General features: G+C 73.4%; 21 protein-coding genes. 12 read left to right on the top strand and 9 right to left on the bottom strand.

Annotated features, from left to right (window positions below):
- Nucleotides 1–180 precede the first annotated feature (180 nt).
- Together CG747_RS39935 and CG747_RS39930 are read left to right on the top strand one after the other, a co-directional pair.
- Nucleotides 181–825: a hypothetical protein gene (locus CG747_RS39935; protein ID WP_146022239.1), complete on the top strand. Its 645-nt coding sequence runs from the start codon at nt 181–183 to the stop codon at nt 823–825.
- Nucleotides 826–834: 9 nt separating this feature from the next.
- Entirely contained in the window at nt 835–1,593 is a 759-nt protein-coding gene (locus CG747_RS39930; protein ID WP_100606790.1) for a DUF4239 domain-containing protein, read from the top strand.
- 71 nt (nt 1,594–1,664) lie between these two features.
- Here CG747_RS39930 and CG747_RS39925 read toward each other — a convergent pair whose 3' ends face one another.
- The 3 genes from CG747_RS39925 to guaA all read right to left on the bottom strand — a co-directional run bounded on the left by CG747_RS39925 (nt 1,665) and on the right by guaA (nt 5,479).
- Nucleotides 1,665–2,450: a class II aldolase/adducin family protein gene (locus CG747_RS39925; RefSeq protein WP_100606789.1), complete on the bottom strand. Its 786-nt coding sequence runs from the start codon at nt 2,448–2,450 to the stop codon at nt 1,665–1,667.
- A gap of 360 nt (nt 2,451–2,810) precedes the next feature.
- A complete protein-coding gene (locus CG747_RS39920) occupies nt 2,811–3,698 on the bottom strand; it encodes a 2-hydroxy-3-oxopropionate reductase (protein WP_100606788.1) in 888 nt (295 codons plus the stop codon).
- 194 nt (nt 3,699–3,892) lie between these two features.
- On the bottom strand, nt 3,893–5,479 hold the full coding sequence (guaA, locus tag CG747_RS39915; protein WP_100606787.1) for a glutamine-hydrolyzing GMP synthase: 1,587 nt from the start codon (nt 5,477–5,479) through the stop codon (nt 3,893–3,895).
- Between the two features lie 270 nt (nt 5,480–5,749).
- Here guaA and CG747_RS39910 point away from each other — a divergent pair, with 270 nt between their 5' ends.
- Nucleotides 5,750–6,070, top strand: coding sequence for a chorismate mutase (locus tag CG747_RS39910; RefSeq protein ID WP_100606786.1), 321 nt, complete (start codon nt 5,750–5,752; stop codon nt 6,068–6,070).
- An 840-nt stretch (nt 6,071–6,910) separates the two neighbouring features.
- Complete coding sequence (locus CG747_RS39905; RefSeq protein WP_107490341.1) at nt 6,911–7,984, top strand: LPXTG cell wall anchor domain-containing protein; 1,074 nt, start codon at nt 6,911–6,913, stop codon at nt 7,982–7,984.
- 102 nt (nt 7,985–8,086) lie between these two features.
- On the opposite strand, the gene CG747_RS39900 is transcribed toward CG747_RS39905, so the two are convergent.
- Both CG747_RS39900 and CG747_RS39895 read right to left on the bottom strand, forming a co-directional pair.
- Complete coding sequence (locus CG747_RS39900; RefSeq protein ID WP_100606784.1) at nt 8,087–10,027, bottom strand: GMC family oxidoreductase; 1,941 nt, start codon at nt 10,025–10,027, stop codon at nt 8,087–8,089.
- Between the two features lie 118 nt (nt 10,028–10,145).
- The gene (locus CG747_RS39895) at nt 10,146–11,858 is read right to left on the bottom strand and encodes a succinic semialdehyde dehydrogenase (RefSeq protein ID WP_100606783.1); all 1,713 of its coding nucleotides are present in this window, start codon (nt 11,856–11,858) and stop codon (nt 10,146–10,148) included.
- A gap of 309 nt (nt 11,859–12,167) precedes the next feature.
- On the opposite strand from CG747_RS39895, the gene CG747_RS39890 reads away from it, so the two are divergent.
- Together CG747_RS39890 and CG747_RS39885 are read left to right on the top strand one after the other, a co-directional pair.
- Entirely contained in the window at nt 12,168–12,638 is a 471-nt protein-coding gene (locus tag CG747_RS39890) for a hypothetical protein (RefSeq protein ID WP_100606782.1), read from the top strand.
- A gap of 269 nt (nt 12,639–12,907) precedes the next feature.
- Complete coding sequence (locus CG747_RS39885; RefSeq protein WP_100606781.1) at nt 12,908–13,930, top strand: hypothetical protein; 1,023 nt, start codon at nt 12,908–12,910, stop codon at nt 13,928–13,930.
- A gap of 25 nt (nt 13,931–13,955) precedes the next feature.
- Here the strand turns inward: CG747_RS39885 and CG747_RS39880 are convergent, their stop codons facing one another.
- A complete protein-coding gene (locus tag CG747_RS39880) occupies nt 13,956–15,206 on the bottom strand; it encodes a helix-turn-helix transcriptional regulator (RefSeq protein WP_100606780.1) in 1,251 nt (416 codons plus the stop codon).
- Nucleotides 15,207–15,353: 147 nt separating this feature from the next.
- Here CG747_RS39880 and CG747_RS39875 point away from each other — a divergent pair, with 147 nt between their 5' ends.
- The 3 genes from CG747_RS39875 to CG747_RS39865 all read left to right on the top strand — a co-directional run bounded on the left by CG747_RS39875 (nt 15,354) and on the right by CG747_RS39865 (nt 18,106).
- A complete protein-coding gene (locus tag CG747_RS39875) occupies nt 15,354–15,782 on the top strand; it encodes a hypothetical protein (protein WP_257981044.1) in 429 nt (142 codons plus the stop codon).
- A gap of 318 nt (nt 15,783–16,100) precedes the next feature.
- Nucleotides 16,101–16,763, top strand: coding sequence for a response regulator transcription factor (locus tag CG747_RS39870; RefSeq protein ID WP_100606779.1), 663 nt, complete (start codon nt 16,101–16,103; stop codon nt 16,761–16,763).
- A gap of 122 nt (nt 16,764–16,885) precedes the next feature.
- Nucleotides 16,886–18,106: a sensor histidine kinase gene (locus CG747_RS39865; protein WP_100606806.1), complete on the top strand. Its 1,221-nt coding sequence runs from the start codon at nt 16,886–16,888 to the stop codon at nt 18,104–18,106.
- An 84-nt stretch (nt 18,107–18,190) separates the two neighbouring features.
- Here CG747_RS39865 and CG747_RS39860 read toward each other — a convergent pair whose 3' ends face one another.
- Entirely contained in the window at nt 18,191–18,565 is a 375-nt protein-coding gene (locus tag CG747_RS39860) for an STAS domain-containing protein (RefSeq protein WP_037634995.1), read from the bottom strand.
- Nucleotides 18,566–19,183: 618 nt separating this feature from the next.
- On the opposite strand from CG747_RS39860, the gene CG747_RS39855 reads away from it, so the two are divergent.
- Both CG747_RS39855 and CG747_RS39850 read left to right on the top strand, forming a co-directional pair.
- Complete coding sequence (locus CG747_RS39855) at nt 19,184–19,843, top strand: RNA polymerase sigma factor (RefSeq protein WP_100606778.1); 660 nt, start codon at nt 19,184–19,186, stop codon at nt 19,841–19,843.
- Nucleotides 19,840–21,192: a zf-HC2 domain-containing protein gene (locus CG747_RS39850; protein ID WP_100606777.1), complete on the top strand. Its 1,353-nt coding sequence runs from the start codon at nt 19,840–19,842 to the stop codon at nt 21,190–21,192. Before CG747_RS39855 ends, CG747_RS39850 begins: the two co-directional genes overlap by 4 nt.
- A gap of 93 nt (nt 21,193–21,285) precedes the next feature.
- Here the strand turns inward: CG747_RS39850 and purU are convergent, their stop codons facing one another.
- Nucleotides 21,286–22,176 (bottom strand): formyltetrahydrofolate deformylase, encoded by an 891-nt coding sequence (gene purU, locus CG747_RS39845; protein WP_100606776.1) that lies wholly within the window; start codon nt 22,174–22,176, stop codon nt 21,286–21,288.
- A 57-nt stretch (nt 22,177–22,233) separates the two neighbouring features.
- Entirely contained in the window at nt 22,234–22,692 is a 459-nt protein-coding gene (locus CG747_RS39840; protein WP_100606775.1) for a hypothetical protein, read from the bottom strand.
- A gap of 171 nt (nt 22,693–22,863) precedes the next feature.
- Here CG747_RS39840 and CG747_RS39835 point away from each other — a divergent pair, with 171 nt between their 5' ends.
- Complete coding sequence (locus CG747_RS39835) at nt 22,864–24,249, top strand: ABC transporter substrate-binding protein (protein WP_100606774.1); 1,386 nt, start codon at nt 22,864–22,866, stop codon at nt 24,247–24,249.
- Nucleotides 24,250–24,260: the final 11 nt, after the last annotated feature.

Genomic DNA, 24,260 nt, shown 5'->3' with positions numbered 1-24,260 from the left:
CCGGCAATCGCCCTGGTCAGGGAAGTCCCTTTCGGTGGCGGCAGGTTGACGCTCACCTGTGCGCCCGGTGTCCCGGCGGCCCGCACGGCGCCCGGACACACCTGCCCGCGCTTCCCCCGTTCGGGCGAATCGCCGCCGGTCGAAGGCTGCGCGGCCCGGACGCTGCGCAAGCTTCCCGCCGTGCGCGAGATACACGAATCCTCCCGAGACGACGTCGGTGCCGCCCGGCGCCGGGCCCGGCTCCCGTTCGCCACCCTGGCCCGGGTCGCGGCGCTGGCGCTGGCCGCGGCCTCGACGCTGGCGGCCGCCGTGGCCCTGGTCGCGTCCCCGCCCGCGGCCGCCCGTTCCGGGCCCCTGAAGCGGCCGTCCGGCGACAACTGCGCCTACGCCGGCACCGCGCCCCCCGTCCACCTGCCCACCGATTTCCCCGTGCCGCCCGGCTGGCACATCCCCTGCACCAAACCCACGCCGCCGCCCCGTCCCACGCCCACGCCGGTCCCGCCGCCCCCGCGGACCGCGGCGCCGCGCCCCCAGCCGCGGCACTCCCCGGCCCGCGCCCCCGCGCCCCGGCCGTCGCCCGCGGCGCCGCCCGTCCACCGCGCACCGCCACCCCCGCCGCCGCCCACGCCGCGGCCCGCGGCGCCCCTGGCGCTCCCGACCCCCGCGCGCCCGCTCGGCTACTCGGCGCCCCGTCCCCAGCCGCACCACGGGCGCTCCGTGGTGACCCGGACGCTGCTGGTCACCACTCCGGCGGTGCTGGCCGGTGTCGCGCTCCGTCCCCGTTCGCGCTCCGCGTCCCGTTCCGCCGGACGCGGTTCCTCGTAGGAGGTCCCCATGTCGCAATGGCTGGTTCTGACCATCGCCATGGCCGCGGTCTGCGGCGTCGTCCTGACCATCACCGTCCTCAAGGAGCGCCGGATCGGCGAGGACGACGACCCGTCCGAGACGCCCGATGTGATCGAGTACCTGACGATGATGGTGGGGGTGGTCTACGCGATCGTGCTGGGCCTGGCCATCGCCGGTGTCTGGGAGGCCAGGAGCACCGCCGAGGACACCGTGCGGGTCGAGGCGCAGGCGCTGCACGAGGTCAGCGAGCGGGTCCGGGCCTGGCCGGCGCCCGTACGGGACACCGTCCGCGCGGACGTCGACTCCTACGTCGGCTACGTCGTCCACAAGGAATGGCCGGTGATGGCCGAGCGCGGGGAGCTCACCCAGCACGGTGCCGACCTGCTGGGGAAGGTCCGTGCCGATGTCACGGACTACCACCCCCGGGACGACTTCGAGCGGGAGTCCTACCAGCCGCTCATCGATCAGGTGGCGGCCGCGGACAGTGCCCGGATGGCCCGTTCGGACGCGGCGGATTCGACGCTTCCGGGGGTGGTGTGGTTCGGGCTGATCGCCGGCGGCGTGATCTCCATCGGGGTGATGTACACGCTCCAGATCCGGCGTTCGGGGCGGGAGATGCTGATGGCGGGCCTGTTCAGCGCGCTGATCGCCTTCCTGCTCTTCCTGGTCTGGGACTTCGACGCGCCGTTCAGCCGCGGGCTGGCGGCCGCCGCGGACCCGTTCCTGAAGCTGTTCCCGCAGAAGTGACGCACGGGGGGGCGGTGCCGCGCGGGCCCGGTGGACGGCGGGGCGCCGCCCCGCCGTCGCACCAGCTCCGCCTAGCCGAACATCTCCGGTTCGCGCCGCGCGATCTGCTGGTACAGCGGCTGGTAGTTGATCCACGCGACCAGGTCGGTGCCCAGTTGCTCCCGGGTGCGCACCGCGTCCTGATGGGCGATCGGCACCGGCTTGCCGGCCGCCTTCGCCGCCAGTTGCACCTGGCAGCAGCGCTCCATCGTGAGGAACCACCAGACCGCCGCGTCGACCGAGTCGCCGACCGTCAGCAGCCCGTGGTTGCGCAGGATCACGGCCTTGTGCGGGCCGAGCGCGGCGGCGATCCGGCGCCCCTCCTCCTCGTCCACCACCACGCCCGTATAGGCGTCGTAGAGCGCGTGGTCCTCGTAGAACGCGCAGACGTCCTGGGTGATCGGGTCCAGCAGTTCCCCGAGGGCGGAGAGCGCACGGCCGTAGGTGGAGTGGCTGTGGGCGACGGCGACGACGTCCGGGCGGGCCCGGTGGACCTGCGCGTGGAGGGTGAACGCGGCCTGGTTGACGTGGTGGCGGCCCTCGACGACCTTCCCCTCGGCGTTGACCAGGATCAGATCGCTGACGGTCATCAGCGCGAAGGACACCCCGAAGGGATTGACCCAGAAGCAGTCGGTGAACTCCGGGTCCCGCACGGTGATGTGGCCCGAGACGCCCTCTTCGAACCCGTACCGCCCGAACAGCCGCAACGCCGCCACCAGGCGCTCCTTGCGGTGGCGCCGCTCCTCCTCGACGCCGGCGTGCGTCGGCGGCATCGCGAACTGCAACTGCTCGATGGGTATCGGCGTCGGCTCGGGCATCGCGGTTCTCCTCCTGGCGCGTACGGCTCACGGCGCTCGGGCGGAAGCTACCCTCCGCTTCCTTCGGAGGCCAGGCCCGCGCCGTCACAAACCGCGCGGCGGCATCGCCCCAGGGGCATGACCGTACAGAACACGGGGGAAATGCCGCGCCAGGGGCGAACCGCCGCGGCCCGCACCGCCCCCGCGCGCACGCCCTCCGCCCCCCGGACCCTCGTCACGCACACCTACGGCTGGTCGCGCGCCCGGCTCCCCCGGCTGGCGATCGAACTCCCCGGCTTTCCGCGGCGGATGGGCCCGGCGATGGCCACGAAGCTGACGCGGCCGGCGGCGGCCGTACGGGACTGGGGTCCCGGGGCGGGGCTACCGCTCGTGCCGGTAGCCGCTGAGCAGTTCGACGCCGCGGAGCAGCGCCGAGTGGTCGAGTGCGCCGTCGCCGCGGGCCACCGCGGAGGCGATGAGCTGGGCCGCGGTGGCGCCGACGGGCAGGGCCGCGCCGACGGTGCGGGCGGCGTCGGTGACGATGCCCATGTCCTTGTGGTGCAGGTCGATGCGGAAGCCGGGCTTGAAGTCCCGGTTCTTGAAGTTGTCGGCCTTGCGGGCCAGGACGGTGGAGCCGGCCAGGCCGCCGCCCAGGACGTCCAGGGCCGCGGCGAGGTCGACGCCGGACTTCTCCAGGAACACCACGGCTTCGGCGCAGGCCTGGATGTTGACCGCGACGATCAGCTGGTTGGCGGCCTTGACCGTCTGGCCCGAGCCGTGCGGACCGCACAGCACGATGGTCTTGCCCAGCGCCTCGAAGATCGGCTTGGCGACGTCGAAGTCGGCCTGCTGCCCACCGACCATGATCGACAGGACCGCCTCGATGGCACCGGCCTCGCCACCGGAGACCGGCGCGTCCAGGACCCGGATGCCCTTCTCCGCGGCGTTCTTGGCCAGGTCGATGGAGGTCTGCGGGGTGATCGAGGACATGTCGATCAGCAGCGCGCCGCTCTTGGCGTTGGCCAGGATCCCCTCGGGACCGTAGGCGATGGCCTCCACATGCGGGGACGCCGGGACCATGGTGATGACGACGTCCGCGTCCCGGACCGCGTCGGCGATCGACGTCGCCTCCCGGCCGCCCGCCGCGACCAGCGCGTTCGCCTTGCCGGGGCTGCGGTTCCAGCCGAGCACGGCGTGCCCGGCCTTCGCGAGGTTCACCGCCATGGGGCTGCCCATGATGCCGAGGCCGAGGAAACCGATGGTGCTCATAGCGCGCGACCCACTCACTTCCACATCGCGGAGATTCATTGCCGTAATACGGAAACTATCTTCCGCTCCGGCCCGTCGGCCGTCAACCACCGCCACCGGCGCGCCCCGCCCGCCGCCGCCCCGGAAACGGCAACGCCGCCACCCCCGGGCAGGGGCGGCGGCGTTGTCGTCGGGCGCCGGGTGTCAGCGGGAGGTCACTCCCACTCGATCGTGCCCGGCGGCTTGCTGGTGACGTCGAGGACGACGCGGTTGACGTCCGCGACCTCGTTGGTGATCCGGGTGGAGATGCGGGCCAGGGCCTCGTACGGCATGCGCGTCCAGTCCGCGGTCATGGCGTCCTCGGACGAGACCGGGCGGAGCACGATCGGGTGGCCGTAGGTGCGGCCGTCGCCCTGGACGCCGACCGAGCGGACGTCGGCGAGCAGGACCACCGGGCACTGCCAGATCTCGCGGTCCAGACCGGCCGCGGTCAGCTCCTCGCGGGCGATCGCGTCGGCCTCGCGCAGCAGGTCCAGGCGGTCCTTGGTGACCTCGCCGACGATGCGGATGCCCAGGCCGGGGCCGGGGAACGGCTGGCGCTGGACGATCGCGTCCGGCAGGCCCAGCTCGGTGCCGACCATCCGGACCTCGTCCTTGAACAGCTGGCGCAGCGGCTCGACGAGCTCGAACTCGATGTCGTCGGGCAGGCCGCCGACGTTGTGGTGCGACTTGATGTTCGCGGTGCCGGTGCCGCCGCCGGACTCGACGATGTCCGGGTAGAGCGTGCCCTGGACCAGGAAGGCCACTTCCTCGCCCTCGGCGCCGGCCTCGGCGACCAGCTCGGCCTGGGCCTGCTCGAAGACCCGGATGAACTCCCGGCCGATGATCTTCCGCTTCTGCTCGGGGTCGGAGACCCCCTTGAGCGCGTTCAGGAAGCGCTCGGCGGCGTCGACGACCTTGAGCTGCACGCCCGTCGCCGCCACGAAGTCCTTCTCGACCTGCTCGGTCTCGCCCTTGCGCATCAGGCCGTGGTCGACGTAGACGCAGGTCAGCTGGTCGCCGATGGCCTTCTGGACCAGGGCGGCGGCCACCGCGGAGTCCACGCCGCCGGACAGGCCGCAGATCGCCCGCTTGCTGCCGACCTGCTCGCGAATCGCGGCGACCTGCTCCTCGACGACGCTGGTGGTCGTCCAGTTCGGCTCGATGCCCGCGCCGCGGTAGAGGAAGTGCTCCAGGACCTGCTGGCCGTGGGTGGAGTGCAGCACCTCGGGGTGGTACTGGACGCCGTAGAGCTTCTTCTCGTCGTTCTCGAAGGCGGCGACCGGGACGACGTCGGTGGACGCGGTGACCGTGAAGCCCTCGGGGGCGGCCGAGCAGGCGTCGCCGTGCGACATCCACACGGACTGCTCGGCCGGCGTGCCCTCGAAGAGGGTGGAGCCGGGCTTGCTGACGGCCAGCCCGGTGCGGCCGTACTCACGGGCGCCGGTGTTGTCGACCGTGCCGCCGAGGGTGGTGGCCATCAGCTGGAAGCCGTAGCACATGCCGAAGACCGGGACACCGGCTTCGAACAGCGCACGGTCGAGGCTGGGGGCACCTTCGGCGTAGACCGACGACGGACCGCCGGAGAGGATGATCGCCCTGGGGTTCTTGGCGAGCATCTCGGCCACCGGCATGGTGGACGGCACGATCTCGCTATAGACCCGGGCCTCGCGGACCCGACGGGCGATGAGCTGGGCGTACTGTGCGCCGAAGTCGACAACGAGGACGACGTCCGGTGCGGCGGCAGGGGGCGCTGATGGCACTTCGGCGGCCTTCCGGCGGTGTGGAGCGGGGTTGGACTTTCGATTCTAACGGGCTCATACTGAACACCATGTTCCAGCAGCTGACCTTCGTCTTTACCTATGGCACCGGCCCGTCCGGCTGCCATGGTCGCGCTGCTTGATCGACTGACACGCGACTTCCCAGGCGCCCCGGGCCGACCACGGTCCGGGGCGCCTGTGCATGTCCGGGACCGTCAGCGGCTTCCAGGGCTCCCGGGGCCCCATCCGCCCCCAGGAGAAACGGAAACGGCCATGACGAACAACACCGCACGGACGACGACGCCCCTCGCTCCCGCCACCGCACCGGAAACCGGCGCGCACACCCCGGAGGCGGCCGACACGATCCGGGACGCCCGGCACCGGATCGACGATCTCGACGGCCACATCATCGGCCTCGTCCAGGAACGCATGGCCGTCTCGGCGGTCATCCAACGCGAGCGGATCGCCTCCGGCGGGCGCCGGCTGAACCTCTCCCGCGAGATGGAGGTGCTGGCCCACTACCGCGATCAGCTCGGCCGCCCCGGCACCGCGCTGGCGATGACCTTGCTGGAGCTGTCCCGAGGCCAGGTCTGAGGCCGCTTCCGAGGCCGGAATTGATCGGCCGCGCAGCCGGATCCGCGCGGGGGCCCGGCTGGAACTGAGTTCGGGCGCCGACTCACCCGTACGGCGCGTGACCGGGCCCGGAGAGGGGTCGTTGTTCCCGGTGCCACGCCAGCCAGGCGCGGCCTGCAGGACTACGCGTAGACGCCGCCCCACGGGCGGAAAGACCGGAGCGATGAGACGCCGGCCGCTGGCAGCGGTCCGTGTCGTGGGACCTCGCTCCGGACCGTGACCGGTCAGCAGGGGACAGCAGCCCGGTCACACCGATGGGGTGGTCGGTCCTGGGGACGCCCGGGACCGACCGCATCCGTCGAAACGGTTGCGCCAGGTGAGGCGCATCCAGGACGATGCTTGACGAACCGCCGACCGCTTCCGGTACGGACCTTTACCGTGCGTGCCATTGGTCCACACCGACAGTGCGAGCGGCGCACCGCGCACCACCCCGCACCATCCCCCTGTACCGATCCGCACCACCCTGATGAGCCAGCGGCGCTACCCCCCCCCAGCGCCGCCCGTCGGTGCCGGCGCTGCCCTGACGTCGGCACCGAAAGCCAAGGGCCCCGTGGCCTCCGCGTTCCCCCCTCGCGGAGGATTTCCCGGGGCCCTTCGCTGTGTGTCGGCTGTGTGGTGCCTGTGAGTCGGCTGTGAAAAGTGTGAGCGGGATCACGGCGGGCTTTTCGGTTGAGTGAACAACTTTTTTCAGCCACTGACGGTCTCGTACCTGACATCGCACGGCCCTACCGCGCCCCACCGCGACGGCCAGCACCAAGATGTGCCGCGCCACGGCACTCTGGACCCCGAGAGGTCTTCTGGATGAAGCTCCGCCGTGCCCTGACAGCCGTTGCCGCGACGGCCGTCATAGCCCCCGCCGCCCTCGTGGCGGCCCCCGCCGCGTACGCGACCGGTTCCGACACCGAGTCCTCCGCGAGCGCCTCGCCGACGCCGGTCACCCCCGGCGCGGAGGAGAGCGAAAGCGCCGGCCCGTCGGCCGAGCCCTCCGCCACCGGCGGTGCGAACACCCCGGGCGGCGAGACCCCGCCCGGCACCGGCTCCGAGGCCAGCGCCACCCCGACGGCCCCGGCCACCCCGGGCAGCACCGCCAAGCCCACGACCAGCGCCGGGCCCACCGCGTCGGCCACCCCGACGACCGCGCCCGGCACCCCGACGACCAGCCCGTCCGACGACGGGGAGTGCACCCTCGACGACGCGTCGCTCGACGTCAGCGTGGCCGGCCTGCCCTCGAAGCTGGTCGCCGGCGCCGACTGGTCGCGGTTCGCCGTCAAGTTGAGCAACACCACCGACAAGAAGCTGGACGAGGTATACCCGTTCATCCTCGCGGTGCCGCTGGAGGGCGACGACCGCCCCGGCTCCCAGCTGCACCTGGAGTACCAGGACCCCGACACCGGTAAGTGGACCGCGTTCGGTGAGTGGTCCGACGGCGACTACTTCGGCTGGTTCGAGCTGGACGCGCACCAGACCGCCGAGTTGAAGATGCGGATCCGCGCCGACCAGGGCGCCACGCCCGGTGACGGGTTCGCGCTGGTCGCGGGCGACTACTACAACGAGGACGGGTCCTGCGGCTCGTCCGCGGAGCAGTGGTACGACTTCGCGATCCTGTCCGCCGGCAGCAAGCCGGGCGAGGTCCCGCCGGCCAAGCCCGGCAAGCCGGGCAACAAGCCGGGTCCGCAGGGCACCGCCAAGCCGGTCGCCACCGGCAAGCCCAAGGAGGGTCTGGGCAAGCTGCCGGTGACCGGCAACCTGGCCGCGACCGGTGCCTCGTCCGCCCTGCCGACCATCGGCCTGGTGGGCGGCGTGGCGATGGCCGTCGGCGCCGGGGCGGTCTTCGTCGTCCGGCGGCGCAAGGCCACCGGCGGCGCCGCCGCGTGACGCGGTACGCGCGAGTGGCACCGGGTGAGACGGTGAGGAGGGCCGCTCCCTTCGCGGGGCGGCCCTCCTGCGTGTCCTGGCGGCTCTTCCCGGGGCTGCCGGCTACTTCTTCGGCGGGACCGGGGGGACGGCCAGGAACGGCAGTCTGAGCGCGCCGAACGCCGAGGCCGGGACGGCCGGGCGGACCGGCTCGACCGGCGCCACCCGCGCGTACGGCCGCCCGGGGGCCGGGCGCGGGTCCGCCTCGCCCTTGTTGGGCCACAGGGACATGGCGCGCTCGGCCTGGGCGGTGATCGTCAGGGACGGGTTGACGCCGAGGTTGGCGGAGACGGCGGCCCCGTCGACGACCGAGATGCCGGGGTGGCCGTAGAGCCGGTGGTAGGGGTCGATGACGCCGTGGTCGGCGTCCGCGCCTATCGGGCAGCCGCCGAGGAAGTGCGCGGTGAGCGGAGTGCCCATCAGCTCACCGACGTTGCTGCCCGCGAAGCCGTTTATCTCCTGGGCCAGCAGGGTGGCCGCCTCGGTGGCCTCGGGGATCTGGGTGGGGTTGGGGGCGCCGTGGCCCTGCCGGGCGGTGAGCAGGCCCTTCCCCAGGCCGCCCGGTTTGCGGTAGGTGGTGAGGGAGTTGTCCAGGGACTGCATCACCAGGCCGATGATGGTGCGCTCGGACCAGCGGCGGTTGGAGAGCGAGCGGAGCGCCAGCACCGGGTGGCGGACCATGTTGCCGGCCCAGCCCAGGACCCGCCCGGCCGGGCGGTACGGGACCTGGAGAATCGTCAGGCTGCCCATGGAGTTGGAGCCCCGGCCGTAGCGGACCGGCTCGATGTGGGTGTTCTCGTCGGGGTGGATCGACGAGGTGATCGCGACGCCCTTGGTGAAGTCGACCCGGTCGGCGCCGTGCTGCCGCCGGTAGCGCCGGCCGGTGGTCTGGGCGCCCACCAGGGCCTCGGAGTTGGTGCGGGTCAGGGTGCCGAGCCGGGCCGAGAGGTACGGCAGCAGACCGCTGTCCTTCATGCGGTGCAGCAGGGTCTGGGTACCGTAGGTGCCGGCGGCGAGGACCACCCGGCGGGCCGTGAAGGTCCTGCCGGCGCCCTTCTTCTTGTTGTCGGTGGGCAGCGTGCGGACGGCGAAGCCGCCGCGGGAGTCGTCGGTGACGGCGACGACGGAGGTCATCGGGTGGATCACCGCGCCGGCCCGCTCGGCGAGGTGGAGGTAGTTCTCGTTGAGGGTGTTCTTGGCGCCGTGCCGGCAGCCGGTCATGCACTCGCCGCATTCGGTGCACGCCCGGCGGGACGGGCCCGCGCCGCCGAAGTACGGGTCGGGGACCTCCCCGCCGGGCGGGGCGCTCGCCGCCCCGTCGGCCCCGTGCGCACCGTCGTCGTCCCCGGCGGCCGCGTCCTTGCCGTCCCCGAAGAACACCCCGACCGGTGCCATGTGGAAGGAGTCGCCGACGCCCATGGCCTGGGCGGCCGCCTTCAGGTGGACGTCGGACGGGGTCATCGTCGGGTTGAGCCGGACGCCGAGCATCCGCCGGGCCTGGTCGTAGTACGGCTTCAGCTCCTGCTGCCAGTCGGTTATCCCCTGCCACTGGGGGTCGTCGAAGAACGCCTTGGGCGGGACGTAGAGGGTGTTGGCGTAGTTGAGCGAGCCGCCGCCGACGCCGGCGCCGGCCAGCACCATCACGTTGCCCAGCAGGTGGATGCGCTGGATGCCGTAGAGGCCGAGCGCCGGGGCCCACAGGTAGTTCCTGAGGTCCCAGGAGTTCTTCGGCAGGGTCTCGCGGGTGAACCGCCGACCGGCTTCGAGGACGCCGACGCGGTAGCCCTTCTCGGTCAGGCGGAGGGCGGAGACGGAGCCGCCGAAGCCGGAGCCGACGACGAGGACGTCGTAGTCGTAGGCGGTGTCGTCGGGGGTGCCGTCGGGGGTGCCGTCGGGGGCGTCCTCGGGGGCGCTCTCGGGGGTCGTTGCGTCGGGGGCGGTTGTGTCGGGGTTGCCGCTCTCCTCGGCCGGGGCGGGGTGGTGGGCAGAGTTCTCCTGTGGCACCGGTACCTCCGTATCCGTATTCGGGGCGCCGCCCCGGACCCCGCTCCTCGAACGCCGGAGGGGCTGACTGTTCGCCGCCCGGGGGCCACCGGCCCCCGGGACGGCTGCGTCGTGCGGCTCAGCGCAGGCGGAACGCCTTCATCGCGCGCAGGCTGCGGGTCATGAAGGCCGCGTACTTCTCGTCGTCCATGCCGAAGGACGGCGCCAGCGGCATCAGGCGCTGCTGGGCGACGGTCTGCGCCTCGGTGTACTTGAGGATGCCCTCGGAGCCGTGGCGGCGGCCCAGGCCCGAGTCGCCCATGCCGCCCATCGGGGACTGCACGCTGCCGTAGCCGGCCGCGTACGCCTCGTTGACGTTGACCGTGCCGGTGCGCAGGCGGGCCGCGACGGCCCGGCCGCGACGGCCGTCCTTGGTCCAGACGCTGGAATTCAGGCCGTACGGCGTGGCGTTGGCGAGGGCCACCGCCTCGTCCTCGTCGCGGAAGCGGTAGATCGAGACGACCGGGCCGAAGGTCTCCTCGCCGCAGACCGCCATCGGCGCCTCGACGCCTTCGAGGATGGTCGGCTCGTAGAAGAGCGGGCCGATGTCGGGGCGGGGGCGGCCGCCGGCGACCACCCGGGCGCCCTTGGCCACCGCCTCCTCGACGTGGCGGGCGACGGTCTCCAACTGGCGGGCGCCGACCAGCGAGCCCATGTCGGCGCCGTAGGCGAGGGCGGTGCCCAGCCGCATGGCCTTCGTCCGGGCGGCGAACCGCTCGACGAACGCGTCGGCGATCGACTCGTGGACGTAGAGCCGCTCGATGGAGATGCACAGCTGGCCCGCGGAGGAGAAGCAGCCGCGGACGGCGCCGGCGGCGGCCTTCTCCACGTCGGCGTCGTGCAGCACCATCATGGCGTTCTTGCCGCCGAGTTCGAGGGAGACGCCGACGAGCCGGGCGGCGGCGCCCTGGGCGACCTCGCGGCCGGTGCGGGTGGAGCCGGTGAACGAGACGTAGTCGGCGTGCCGGACGACCTCCGGGCCGATGACCGGGCCGTCGCCGATCACGACCTGCCAGACGTCCTCCGGGAGCCCGGCCTCGATCAGCTGCTCGCGGGCCCACAGGGCGGTCAGCGCGGTCTCCGTGTCGGGCTTCATGACCACGGCGTTGCCGGCGACGAAGGCCGGCAGGGCATCGCCGACGGTCAGCTCGAAGGGGTAGTTCCAGGGGGCTATCTGCCCCACCACGCCGCGTGGCTGGCGGAGTTCGGTGACCTTGGTCAGGGTCGGTACGACACCGGTGTGGCTCTTGGGGCGGAGGTAGGAGGGGGCCTTGCGCCCGTAGTGGCGGGCGGCGACGGCGACCGCCTGGACTTCCTCGTGGGCGTGCAGCCGGGCCTTGCCGGTCTCCAGCTGGATCAGGTCGAGCACCTCGGCCTGGCGGCGCAGGACCAGGTCGTGGAAGCGGAGCAGGACCGCGGCGCGCTGCCGGACCGGGACCTTCGCCCAGCGCTCCTGCGCGGCGCGGGCCCGCTCGAAGGCGGTGGCGACGTCCTCGGGGGTGGACTCGGGCAGGTCCGCCAGCTTCTCCCCGGTGAACGGGGTGTGGTTGGCGGTGCGCCCGGCCCCGACCACGCAACGGGTGAGGCGGGCGGCCACCTCGGGGGTGACCACGTCCGCGGCGGTACGGGTGCCGGGCGCGGCGCGCACGACCGGGTTGCCTCCCCCGTCCTCGGCCGCGCTCGGGCCGGAGGTCCCCCCGGCGGGTGCCTCGGGGGCGGCCGGGGACGCCGGGGCGTCCTGGGGGGCCTCGTCGGTGGCGGAGGCGGTACCGGTGTCCTGCGAGTCCGTCATGCGGGCGAGCGTATTCGCCCGCGACGGCTTTGTGTACCCGGGAGTAACAGGTTTCACGGGCCGCGCACAATCGCGCCAGTATCTGCTGGCCGCAACGGGGCTGGTCTGGGGGGATGGGCCGCCGTCGGCGGGCCCGTGGCGTCATCTTGCCGCACGGCCGCCCGGCGGACGGGGGCGGCTCCCACCCCTCCGCCACCCCAACACCGCCTCGATCACCGCCAGTTACCGCAAGTAGGGCGACCGGGCCGCCGCCACCCGCACCAGGGGAAAACGGCCGGGAACCCCCGCCCATGTGATCCACTGCCTGCCATGGAGGCAGTCATAGCGAGCATCGTCGCCGTCTTCGGGACCCTGCTGGGTTCCGCGGTCACCCACCACTTCCAGAGCCGGTCCGCCGACCGCAGCGAACGGTTCGCCCGCGCGGAGCGGCTCCGGCAGGAGCGGATGGACGCGTACTGCGCCTATGCGGGCGCGCTACTGGACTACCGCCGGGTCCTCGTCCACCGCTGGTTCGTGCTGCACGAGGAGGAGCGCTGCGGCGAGGACACCCCGGAGCTGCGCGAGGAGGTCTACAAGGCCCGGTACACCGCCCAAGAGGCCATGTTCCGGGCCCAGATGGTGTCCGACGACCCGGACGTCCTCGACAGCAGCGAGCAGATCATGGAGGAGGTGACCGCCATCCACTGGGCCACGGACTTCACCGCCTTCAGCGACCTGCGGGACACGACCCGCCGGAGCATCCGCGACTTCGTGGCCGTCACCGCCCGCCGCGTACGGTGAAACAGACGAACTTCATCGAAGCCAATCGAAGCGAATCGAAACGTATTGATACGGATCGAAGCGGATCGAAGCGGATGAGGTCCGGGTCCGTGCCCGGCCCCGGGACCGGTGCGTGCGGCAAGCCCCGCCGCGTCTTGATCAACTCGCGACACACGGAACGGAACCTCCCCCGCCCCTCCACCCGTCCTTGACACAGTGAGGCGGCGGCAGCGGCGACACCGGCGACCACTCCGCCACGGCAACGACCAGCACGGAAACGGGGATCGCGCATGGTGATGCGGGACGGCGACGCGCTGGACGCCCGTCCGGGCGGCGCCCCGCCCCGCGCCGCCCCCGAACACCACGGCGCGTACCACACCACCGCGTTCTTCCTCACCCTCTACGCGTCCGCGCTCACCGCCTGGACGGTGTACGGCATCGTGCAAGGGGACGGCTCCCTCTGGGACTTCGTCGAAGGGCTCTTCAACCCCGGCGCCTCCCCCGCCTCCCAGCTGGTCGGCCCCTACGAGTGGGCCTTCGCCGCCGCCTTCTTCGCGACCGCCGGGCTCGCCGCCGCCCACCGGCGACCGGCCCGCAGCGCCGCGCTCTTCTCGGGGTTCTTCCTCCTGGCCGTCTCGCTGCGCGAGGCGGTCGGCCTCTGCGACGCGGCCTACCGCTACCAGTACGCCACCGACCCGCTCGGCGGGTGGGCGCTGGCCACCCGGGTGCTGGGCCTGGTGGTGGCGGTGGCCGTGCTGACCACGATGCTCCCGGCCGCGGAGCACCGGCGGCGCCGCACGGACGCCACCCCGCCCGCCCCGCGCCCCGTCCTCCCGGCCCGCGACCGGTGCCTCTCCCGGATCTGCGGCGTCCTCTTCCTCGTCATGGGCCTGATCCGGCTCGCCTGGACCGTCCGCGACCTGACGACCCCCGGGATGGACACCGCCCGGTACCTCCGCGGCGCGGTGGACGGCTCGGTCCTGGGCACCCTCAACCTGGCCGCCTCCGCCGAGTTCACCACCCTCGGCTCGGTACTGGGCTTCCTCCTGCTGGGCGGGCTGGCCATCCGGGCCCGCCGCGACCTCCGCGGCGCGCTCCTGGTCTTCGCCTCGATCGAGCTCTACCTCACCGTCCGCACGGCGGTCTGGCTGACCGTCACCGACTTCTTCAACCAGTCCTTCGAAACACAGGAGGGCGCGCTCTCCGCGGCCACCACCGCGTACGGCCTGGCGGCGATGACGTCGGTGGTGGTGCTGGTGATGGGGGTGGGGCGGGGCGGGGAGGCGGTGGGCTCCGGCGAGGACGAAGCGTGAGCGGGTCGGCCGGCCCCACCGGCGGTCAGTCGTGTGCCCGCAGCACGTCCGCCAGTTCGCGCCCTTCCGCCGCACCGTGCCGCAACAGCGCTGCCGCGGTGGCGTGCAGTTCGTGCCACGCGTGCGGACGACCGACCTCGGCCGCGTCGGGGACGCTCGCCAGAGCCGCGGCCAGGGACTGTTCGGCCTCGCCAGCGGCCGCGTGGGCATGCGCTTGGCAGGACCGGTACCAGGCCAGGTCGCGCCGGTAGTTGGACGGCAGAGCGGCGAGGCCCGCGGTGAGATGCCGGGTAGCCGCACGCCACGCACCCAGGTGCATCGCCGCCATGCCGTGTTGCAGGGTGAACCACGTCTCGTCGTAGAAGTACATCCACGGCGGCTCGCCCTCGGGACGCCGGGCGGCACGGACGATCAGCTCCTGGGCCTCGTCCAGGAGACGGCGGGCGTTGTCGCCCTCCTTGTTGAGCGCGTGGCCGCGGGCTGCCATCTGGGCCGCCATGCCCTGTACGCCCGGTGATGCACCGGGCGCCGACCAGCGGGCGGCCTCCGCGAGACGTACGCACCGCTGCCCCCGCCCTCCGGACCAGGCCATGTGCGCCTTCATGCTGAGCGTCGTCGCGGCCATGTCGGCGTCCCCGGCCTCCAGCGCCCACTCGTGGGACCGGTCGTACCAGGCCAGCGCGGCGGCCGTCCGCCCCTGGTCCTGGGCCATCCAGGCCAGGAACTGGGCGTGCTCCGAGGCCAGTCGGACCACGCGATCCGCCAACGGGCCGCGCGCGCCCGCGTAGAGGTTCACCACCGTGCGCAGCTGCTGGCCCATCACCTCGACGAGCGGGCCGGAGCCGATGAAGTCCTCGGCCCTGCGGTGTTCGGCCAGGAGACCGTCGAGCCAGTCCAGGGTCGCGGCATCGACGCGGTGCGCGCCGTCCATCGTGGTGGTGACGCGGGCGAGGAGGTCCTCGTCGGGGGTGATACCGGCGAATGCGAGCCCGGGGACGGGCAGCGCGCCCGCACCCGACTCGCCCCCCGGCAGCCGCTCCGGCGGGATGCCCAACCCCGCGATGATGCGCTGCCGCACCTCCACGGAGGTGACCCGCCGTCGTCCTCGCTCGATCTCCGAGACGTCGGGCTGCACAAGCCCGACGCGCACACCGAGGGTCATCTGACTGGCGCCGGTGAGCCGTCGGTACGTGCGGAAGACCGCGCCCCAGTCCTCGTTGGCGACCGCCGCCAGCAGCCGGGGATGTGACCACAGATCCGGGGAAAAGTCGCCCATGGCCCCAATATAGGGCGGCCGATATAGGGCGCTCCTATAGGAAGTTGGGCTGGGTTCGAGGCGTGAACGGCGCGAGGGTCGTCTGCAAGACGCACGGCCCAGGCCACCACAGGCCGGGCCCCCACTCCCCCAAGAAGGCAGGCCGACATGCCGCACCCCTCCGACCGTCCCGTTGCCCGGCTGCTGCCCTGGGCCGGGCCCGACGGCCAGAGCTGCTACCTGCTCACCGACCGCGCGGGCGCCGGCCGGGTCTCCCGGTACGCCGACCAGATCGAGGAGGTGCACCTGTCGATGGGCCTCGGGCTGCTGGAGCACGCCGAGCCGCTGATCGACGATCCGGCGGCCGACGCGGGGCAGTTGCGGTTCCTGTCGGCGCAGCTGAGCACGGCCCTGCGGGACGCCGTACGGGTCGCGGAGAGCCGCGGGGACCTGCTGGCGGAGTACCGGCGGCACGGAGGCGCCGAGGGGGCGCGGCACGCCGACGGGCCGGCGGCGAGGCGTCGGGCGGGCGTGCCGGACGGCACGGGTGAAGCGGAGCGAAACGGCGGCGAGGGCGGCAGCGGCAGGGCCTCGTAGGCCCCCGCGACCGGGTGGGAGAGGTCTCCTCCGGGCCGCCCCCGCGCGCCGGGGACGTCCGCCGCGTGTGGGGGCCGCGGCGGCCGTCGATGTGAGCTGCAACGCGTCCTGGGCTTGTGGCCTCTTCAGTGGTGCAGCATGTGAACCACTCTGCCTGTGGGGACCGCCCCGCACCATCGTCCGCAGGTCGGGCGAGGACCCCCGCCGGTCGGCGGGGTGCGGGGCCCTCTTAAGGAGGACCCGACGGCAGGGTACGGAGCCGCGCAGTGCCGGGCGGTTCCGGAGCTTGGACAGGTGTGTGGAAGAAAGGGGCGGCCGGTGATCCGTGTCGCTGTGGTGGATGACGAACGGCTCGTCAGGTCCGGACTGCGGATGATCCTGGGGACCGCCCCGGACATCGAGATGGTGGCGGACTGCGGTGGCGGGGAGGCCGTGGAGACCGTGCTGGGGTGCGCGGCGGAGGTCGTCCTCCTCGACATCCGGATGCCGGACGTGGACGGGCTGACCGTGCTGCGCCGGCTGCGTGCCGCCCCGGAGCCGCCGGCCGTGGCAATGCTCACCACCTTCGACGCCCAGGAGTACCTGACGGCGGCGCTGCGGGAGGGCGCGGCGGGCTTCCTGCTCAAGGACTCCGACCCGGAGCAGTTGGTGCGGGCGGTACGGACGCTGGCGGCGGGCGGCAGCGTGCTGGATCCCGGGGTGACCCGGGCGGTGATCGGGGGCTACCTGACGGCCGAGGACCAGGCCGCCGCGGCCCGTGCGGTGGACGGGCTGACCCCGCGAGAGTCGCAGGTGCTGGCGCTGCTGGGCGAGGGCCTGGGCAATGCGCCCATCGCGGAGCGGATGGGGCTGGCCCCCAGCACGGTGAAGGACCATGTGCGGGCGCTCCTGGCCAAACTGGGCGGCATCAACCGGGTGCAGGCGGCGATCGTCGCCGACCGGGCCGGCCTGGTGGCAGGGGTTCCGCGGGGGGCCGGGTGATATCCGGCGGGCCGGACGGCACCCGCCGGGAAGCGGGGACACCCGGCACGGCCCGGGGCGTACGGGACCGCGGCCGGGCCACCGCCCTCCGGACCCGCGTCCGCCGGGCCGCCCGCCGGCTCCTGCGCGGGCCGCTGGCGGGCCGGCTGCGCCGGATCGGGCCGGTGCTGGTCCCCGTGCTGCTCTCGATCGCCGACGCCCTGCTCGTCAACGGCCTGGAGATGGCGCTGGAGCTGGGCGTCTCGGTGGTCGCGGCGGCCGCCCTGCTGCTGCGGCGCCGCTGGCCGCTGCTGGTGTTCCTGGTGACCCTCCCGGGGCTCTACATCGGCTACATCTGGTTCGCGCCGATGATCGCCCTGTACACCCTCGCCGCCTCCCCGCGCTTCTGCTCCGACCGGGCGGGAGGCGCCCCCACCCGCGTCCACGCCCGGCTCGGCATCTGTGCGCTGCTGCTGGTCGCCGCGCACTTCCTGCCGTATCCGATCTCCGACTTCGAGCTGACCGCGTACCGCGAGAACACCCTGGTCCTGATCGACGCCTGCGTCACCTCCGCGGCCCCGATAGCGCTCGGCCTGCTGGTCCGGACCCGCCGCGAACTCGCCTCCCGCGTCGAGGACCTGACGCGCAGCCTGCGCCGCGAGGACCGGCTGCTGGCGGAGCGGGTGAAGGCCACCGAACGGGCCCGGCTGGCCCGCGAGATGCACGACGTGGTGGCCCACCAGGTCAGCCTGATCAGCCTCCAGGCCGGCGCCGTACAGGTCAGCACGGCGGACGAGACGGCGCGGAACGGGGCCCGGACCATCCGCGAGCTGTCCGTCCGCACACTGGAGGAGCTGCGGCACATGGTCGGCGTCCTGCGGGCCGCCGGCGGCGACGCCCGGGAGGCGGGCGAACTGGCCCCCCAGCCGGACCTGGACGAGCTGCCCCGGCTGATCGAGATGAGCGCGCTGGACGTGACCTACGAGGGGCCGGACGCGGAGGACGGCGGCGCGGAGGACGGTGCGGGGCGTCCGCGCGGCGGCAGGACGGTGGAGCGGGCCGCCTTCCGCACCGTCCAGGAGGCGCTCACCAACGTCCGCAAGCACGCGCCGGGCGCGCGGGTGCGGGTCCGGGTCGACGCGGTGGAGCTGGGCGCGGCGGAGCGGATCCGGGAAGGGCTGCGGGTGGAGATCCGCAACGGGCCGCCGGACGCGACGGCGGCGGTCCCCGCGCTCCCCGGGGGCGGGCACGGCCTGGTGGGGCTGCGCGAACGCGCGCAGAGCCTCGGCGGGACGCTGGAGGCGCGCCCTACGTCCGAGGGGGGCTTCGTCGTACGGGCGGAGTTCCCGTACGGGACGGGGTGAGGAAGGGCGGGGCGTGGGGCGGGGTTTCCGCCGCGGGGGGCCGGGTGGGCCCGTGCGCCGCGCGGCCGGCCGCCACGGGCCGCCTCAGGCCGACAGGGGCGCGGCCGCCTCGTCCACCGCGGTGGACAGGTCCGGGTAGACCTCGAAGAGCCGTCGGACGCCGAGGGCGGCGAGGACGCGGTTGACGTGCGAGCCGTCGACGGCGCCCTGCGCGGGCAGGATCAGCCGCAGCCGCCCCTGGCAGGAACGCATCAGCCGGCGGGCGGCGATCAGCACGCCCACGCCACTGGAGTCGCAGAACCGGACCTCGGAGAGATCGAGGACCAGGGACCGCCGGCCGTCGGCCACCGCGTCGTGCACGTGCTGGCGCACCGCGGGCGATGTGACCAGGTCCATTTCCCCGGAGACCTGGAGTACGGCCCACGGGCCCTTTTCGTCCTCTGCCACCTTCAACGACACGCGCTCGAAGCCTTTCGCTCGCTTTCGGACCGGATGTGCCCCGGTTGCAATTCGGAACCCACCCTTCCCGGCTCGACTGCCCGGCCTCTCCCCCGTGAAACGCTTTCGATTCCGTGGCGCGGCGGGCCGACCCTCCCCAAGGCTATGCCCAGAGGACGGCGAGTTTTCGCCCGCAACCGGTCACACCCGGATAACACATGGGGTGATACGGGCATGAACGGTCCGCGCCGACCCAGTTCGAGCGGCAAGCACCACCAGATCCGCCACAACGTCACCACGCCTTTACCATCCGCGACGCTCTTCTGACCAGGTTTGCCGCAAAGGCGCCTGTGTTGTCGTACCCGCCCACTACATTCGAGGACAGGTCGACCACCGCCACGGCGTGCGCACATCCGGCGCCGCGGCGTCCGCGGCGCGGGCCGCCGGATCGGGTGACGGCCCGACGTTCGTGAGCGAAGGGGGCAGGAGGGGTACGAGAGTGGGCGGAAGTGACGGCAGGGGGCCCGACGGAGCGCGGGCCCCACGAGGCCGGGGTCGCCGCACGGCGCGCGGCCGAGGTCTTCGCGGAGCGCCGGCCGAGGTGTGAGCCCGGCCGCGACGGGCAGGGATGGGGGTCCCATGGCACACGACGCACCACCGCGCTGGGACAGGCGGATGCAGCAGCGGCTCGCCCGCGGCGAGGCGGCCGCACTCGGTGAGCTCTACGACCGTTTCGCCTCTCTGGTGCACAGCCTCGCCTACCGCGTCCTGGACGACGAGCACGCCGCCGACCGCATCACCCGCGAGGTGTTCGGCTACATCTGGGAGCACCCGGACTCCTACGACCCCAAGCAGGGTTCGCTGCGCTCCTGGGTGGCCGGGATCACCCGCCACCAGGCCGTCCAGCGGCTGCGCCAGACCGAGTCCGACTCGGCGCGCGACCAGGGCGCGGAGGGACCCGTGACCGCCGAATCGGAGCGCGAGTTGGAGCGGAAGATCCACGAGGCGTCCACCGCCGCCCGCGCCGACTACATCGTCACGTCCATGCCCGCCCCGCTGCGCGAGGCCCTGGAACTGGCGTACTTCCAGCGCCGGGACTACCGCCAGACCGCCGCCGACCTCGGCGTCACCGAGGACGAGGCGCGGCGCCGGCTCCGCCTGGGCCTCCAACTCCTGTCCACCGCCCACAACCACCAGGCCCTGCCGGCCGTCCCGATGCGCCGCGCCGCCCGGGGGCCGCACGCCCCGCGCCCGCCGCACTCCGCACCGCCCGGCCCGGGCCACGGACGGTCGCTGTGAGAGGCCCGGACGAGTGGGACGGCCCCGAGCGCCCCGGTGGCCCCGGTGAACGACCGCGGATACCGTCCCCGCGCCCCGCCGCGGAGGACCACGGCCCGCTGCCGGACGTCCCGCGCGTCCCGCACGCACCGCCCGGCCCCGTCCCGGACCCCGTCCCGCCCCACCACGTCCCTGTGGAGTACGAGAGCGATGACGACCCCGTGACCGGCGACGACACCGGCCCGCGCCACCCGCCACCGGCCGCCCCGTCCCACAAGGTGCTCAAGTCGCTGCTGGGTGCCTGGGCACTGTCCGCCTGCTCGCCGGAGGAGACGGCGGCCGTCGAGGCGCACCTGACGGACTGCGCCGCCTGCGCCGAGGAGGCGCTGCGGCTGCGCGACGCGGTGGGACTGCTGCACCCCGCCGACAGCCTCGATCTCGACCCGCTGCTGCGGTCGCGGGTGCTGGAGGGATGCCTGGGCCGCCGGCCGGCACGCATCCCGGTACCGGAGTGGGCGACGCCGTACGACGCGGAGGCCGCCAAGTTGGACGCGCTGCTGCGTGACATGGGCGAGGCGGAGTGGCGGGCCCCGGTGCGGCTGCGCTGGTTCGACGGCCGGGAGCCGGTCGAGCGCGGCACCACGGTCGCCGGGGTGATCGGCCATCTGATGGCGGTGGACGGCATGGTCGCGACGGCCCTCGGGCTGCCCGACCCGCTGGGCACCGCCGCCCCGGAACAACCCGGCCCGCGCCGCCGCACCGAGGCGTACTGGCAGGCCCTGGACGAGGACGCCGACCCGCGGGCGCCGCACGACCCGTGGCGCGAGCAGAGCCAGGCGCTGACCAGGACGGCCTCGTTCGCCGGCGGCGGGGTCGCCGAACTCTCCGTCCCCTACGGCAAGTTCAGCCTCGCGCTGCGCGACGCGTTCCTGGACCGCGCCTTCGAGACCTGGGTGCACGCCGGGGACATCGCCGAAGCGGTGGACTATCCGTACAAGCCACCGGCCGCCGGCCACCTCCACCTGCTCGTCGACCTGGCGGCCCGGCTGCTGCCCGGCACCCTCGCCCAGCGGCGGCAGGCCGGGCTGGCCGCGCCGGCGCAGCGGCTGGTCGCCGCGGGCGCCCCGGGCCGTTCGCTCCATCTGGAGGTCGAGGGCTGCGGCGGCGGGGACTGGTACATAGCCCTGGACTCCCCCGGGGCGGTCGGCTCGCCCGACCACACCGTCGCCCACATCGCGTTGGACAGCGACGAGTTCTGCCAGCTGGCCGCCGGGCACATCTCGCCGGAGGAGACCGCGGTGGGGCAGAAGGGGGAGCGCGAGGCGATCCGCGAGGTGCTGTTCGCGACGGCGGCACTGTCCCGCCTGTGAGGCGTCCCGCCGCCGCGTACCGCCGCGGCACGGGGCATCGCGCCGCGGCCGTGCGCGACCGCCCGGGTCGAGTGCCGCGGGCGGTCGCCCGGGTCAGGCGAAGACGACCGTCCGGGTGCCGTTGAGCAGCACCCGGCGCTCGCTGTGCCACTTCACGGCCCGCGCCAGCGCCTGGCACTCCACGTCGCGGCCGATCGCCACGAGCTGGTCCGGGGTGACCTCGTGGCCGACCCGCTCGACCTCCTGCTCGATGATCGGGCCCTCGTCGAGGTCCGCGGTCACGTAGTGCGCGGTGGCGCCGATGAGCTTGACGCCGCGGGCGTGCGCCTGGTGGTAGGGCCGGGCGCCCTTGAAGCTCGGCAGGAAGGAGTGGTGGATGTTGATGACCCGGCCGGACAGGGCCTTGCAGAGGTCGTCGGAGAGGACCTGCATGTAGCGGGCCAGCACCACCAGTTCGACCCGCTCCTTCTCCACCAGCTCCAGCAGCTGGGCCTCGGCCTGGGCCTTGGTGTCCCGGGTGACCGGGATGTGCTGGAAGGGGATGCCGTACGAGCCGACCAGCTCGGCGAACTCGGTGTGGTTGGAGACCACGGCCGCGATCTCGACCGGCAGCGCCCCGATCCGGGAGCGGAACAGCAGGTCGTTCAGGCAGTGCCCGAACTTGGACACCATCAGGACGACCCGCATCTTCTCGTCGGCCCGGTGGATCTGCCAGTCCATGCTGAAGGAGTCGCCCACCGCCGCGAAGCTGGCCCGCAGCTTCTCGACGTCGATCGGCGCCTCCGCGGTGAAGTGGACCCGCATGAAGAACAGCCCGGAGTCCCGGTCGCCGTACTGCTGACTGTCCTCGATGTTGCAGCCGGTGATGAACAGATAGCTGGACACGGCGTGCACGATCCCCTGCTTGTCCGGGCAGGACAGGGTGAGGACGTACTGATCGTTGTGATCGTGCTGACCGGGCTGGGTGGGCTGCGACTCGCTCATGACCTCATAGGGTCGCATATCCGTCGAGCAGGTCGAACCGCGACGCCCGGGGCGCGGTCACACCGGGGGCTGGAGGGCGCCGGTCAGGACGGCCAGCGCTTCGAGGGAGTGCGGGGCGGTGTCCGGGTCCTCGCCGTCCGCGGTGGCCAGGTGGACGTGCGCCTCCCGGGCCGCCCGTACGGCGTCGGGCCAGCCGGGGTGCTCCATATAGGCGGTGACCGGGGCGTCCGCCCCGACCTGGTGCATGATGCGCAGCACCCGGAGGACGGCGAGGTCGACCAGCTGGGCTTCCTGGGTGTCGCGGAAGACCGTGCCGACGTACTTCTCGGCGGACCAGTTGTCGAGCCAGGTGTCCTCGACGAGCCGGTAGACGGCGTCGGTGACGTCTCCGTACCCGGGACGGCCGGCCAGCCAGGTGTGCTGCTGGAAGACGGGGTCGGAGAGCATGTGCAGCGCGGAGCGCACGTTGCTGCGCCAGCGCCACCACGGCATGTCAGAGAACGGCATACCGCCCATGGTGGTCGAGCGGCGGCCGCGACGGGAAGACTTCTCCGAACCTTGCACAGCATGCGATCGTACGTTCCTCCCGATTGATCTCGATCGGCCCCCCGGAGTTCACCGCGACGTCACCGTCCGTTGCCCGGATGTCACGCACGCGTTCCGGCCGGAACGGCAGGCTGCGGGGCCATGACCGGACGGCGACGCTCCTCCCCCCGCCCCTTCCCACGCGCTTCCGCGACCACCGCGGCGGCGTGCACGGCGGTCATCGCGTCGCTGCTGTCCGGCTGCGGCTCCCTCCCCGGAGCGGGCTCCGGGGAGAAGGAGCCGGTCACGGTGATGACCTGGGCCCCCGAGGGCACCCGCACCACCAACATGCCCGGAATGCCGGCCATGGCGCAGGCGTACGCCCGCTGGGTCAACTCCCGCGGCGGGATCGCCGGCCACCCCCTGAAGGTCCTCACCTGCAACGAGCACAACGACTCGGCGGAGGCCACGCGGTGCGCGCAGCGCGCGGTGGACGCCGGGGCGGTCGCGGTGGTCGGCTCGTACAGCCAGTGGGGCCGCTCGTTCATGTCCCCGCTGGAGGTGGCGGGCATCCCGTTCATCGGCGGGTACGGCGCCTCCGCCGAGGAGTTCGCCAGCCCGCTGTCCTACCCCGTCAACGGCGGCCAGGCCGCCCTCCTGGCCGGGAACGGCCGCCAGTTGGCGTCGGACTGCCGGCGGGTGGCGCTGGTCCGCCCGGACACCATCCAGGGCGACCAGATGCCCGGCCTGCTCGACGCCGGGCTCAGCAGCGGGCGCGGCGTGGGCCGCTCCGGTGGAGCCGGTGCGGGCACCGGGGGCAGCCGGAACCGGGCCGCGGACGTCAAGGCGCCCGAGGCCGCCACCGACTACTCGCCGCAGGTGGCCGCCGCCCTGGACGCGGTGGGCGCGGACCCCGCGGTCTACGGGACGGCGAAGGCCGGCGGGGAGGCCACCGGCTCCTGCGTGGCCGCCTCGCTGGGCGACAACGCCGACACCTTCTTCGACGCCTTCCGGCGCCTCCAGGAATCCCGGCCCAAGGTGCAGGTCGGATCGGTCCTGGGCAGCGTCGACCAGTCGATGGTCGACCGCGGCGGCGGCGCCTCCGGCCCGCTGGAGGGCGCGGACGTCACCGGTTGGTACCCGGTGCCCGGTGATCCGCGGTGGCTGCCGATGCGCCGGGTGATCACCCAGGAGGCGTTCGACGACAACCGCGTGGACCCGGCCGACCAGGGCGTCCAGACGACCTGGATCGCCTACACCGTGCTGGACGCGGTGATCCGGCAGCTGGCCGACAAGGGCGTGACGGACATCACCGCGCACGCCCTGCAGACCGCGCTGGACCGCGGCGACCAGGCCGTCGACACCGGCGGCCTGACGCCCAAGCTGCGCTGGCGCGACGACGACATGCTGGCCGTCACGGACTTCCCGCGGATCATCAACGCGGACGTGACGTACCAGGTCGTCCGGCACGGCGAACTGGTCGCCGCCCAGGACGGGTTCGTCGACGTCACCAGGACGCTGGAGCGCCGGCACACGGACGGCAGCTGACCCGCCCGCGG

The organism is Streptomyces sp. CB02959, assembly GCF_002803155.1.
GTDB lineage: Bacteria > Actinomycetota > Actinomycetes > Streptomycetales > Streptomycetaceae > Streptomyces.
This window is presented reverse-complemented; position numbering and strand designations above follow the sequence as displayed.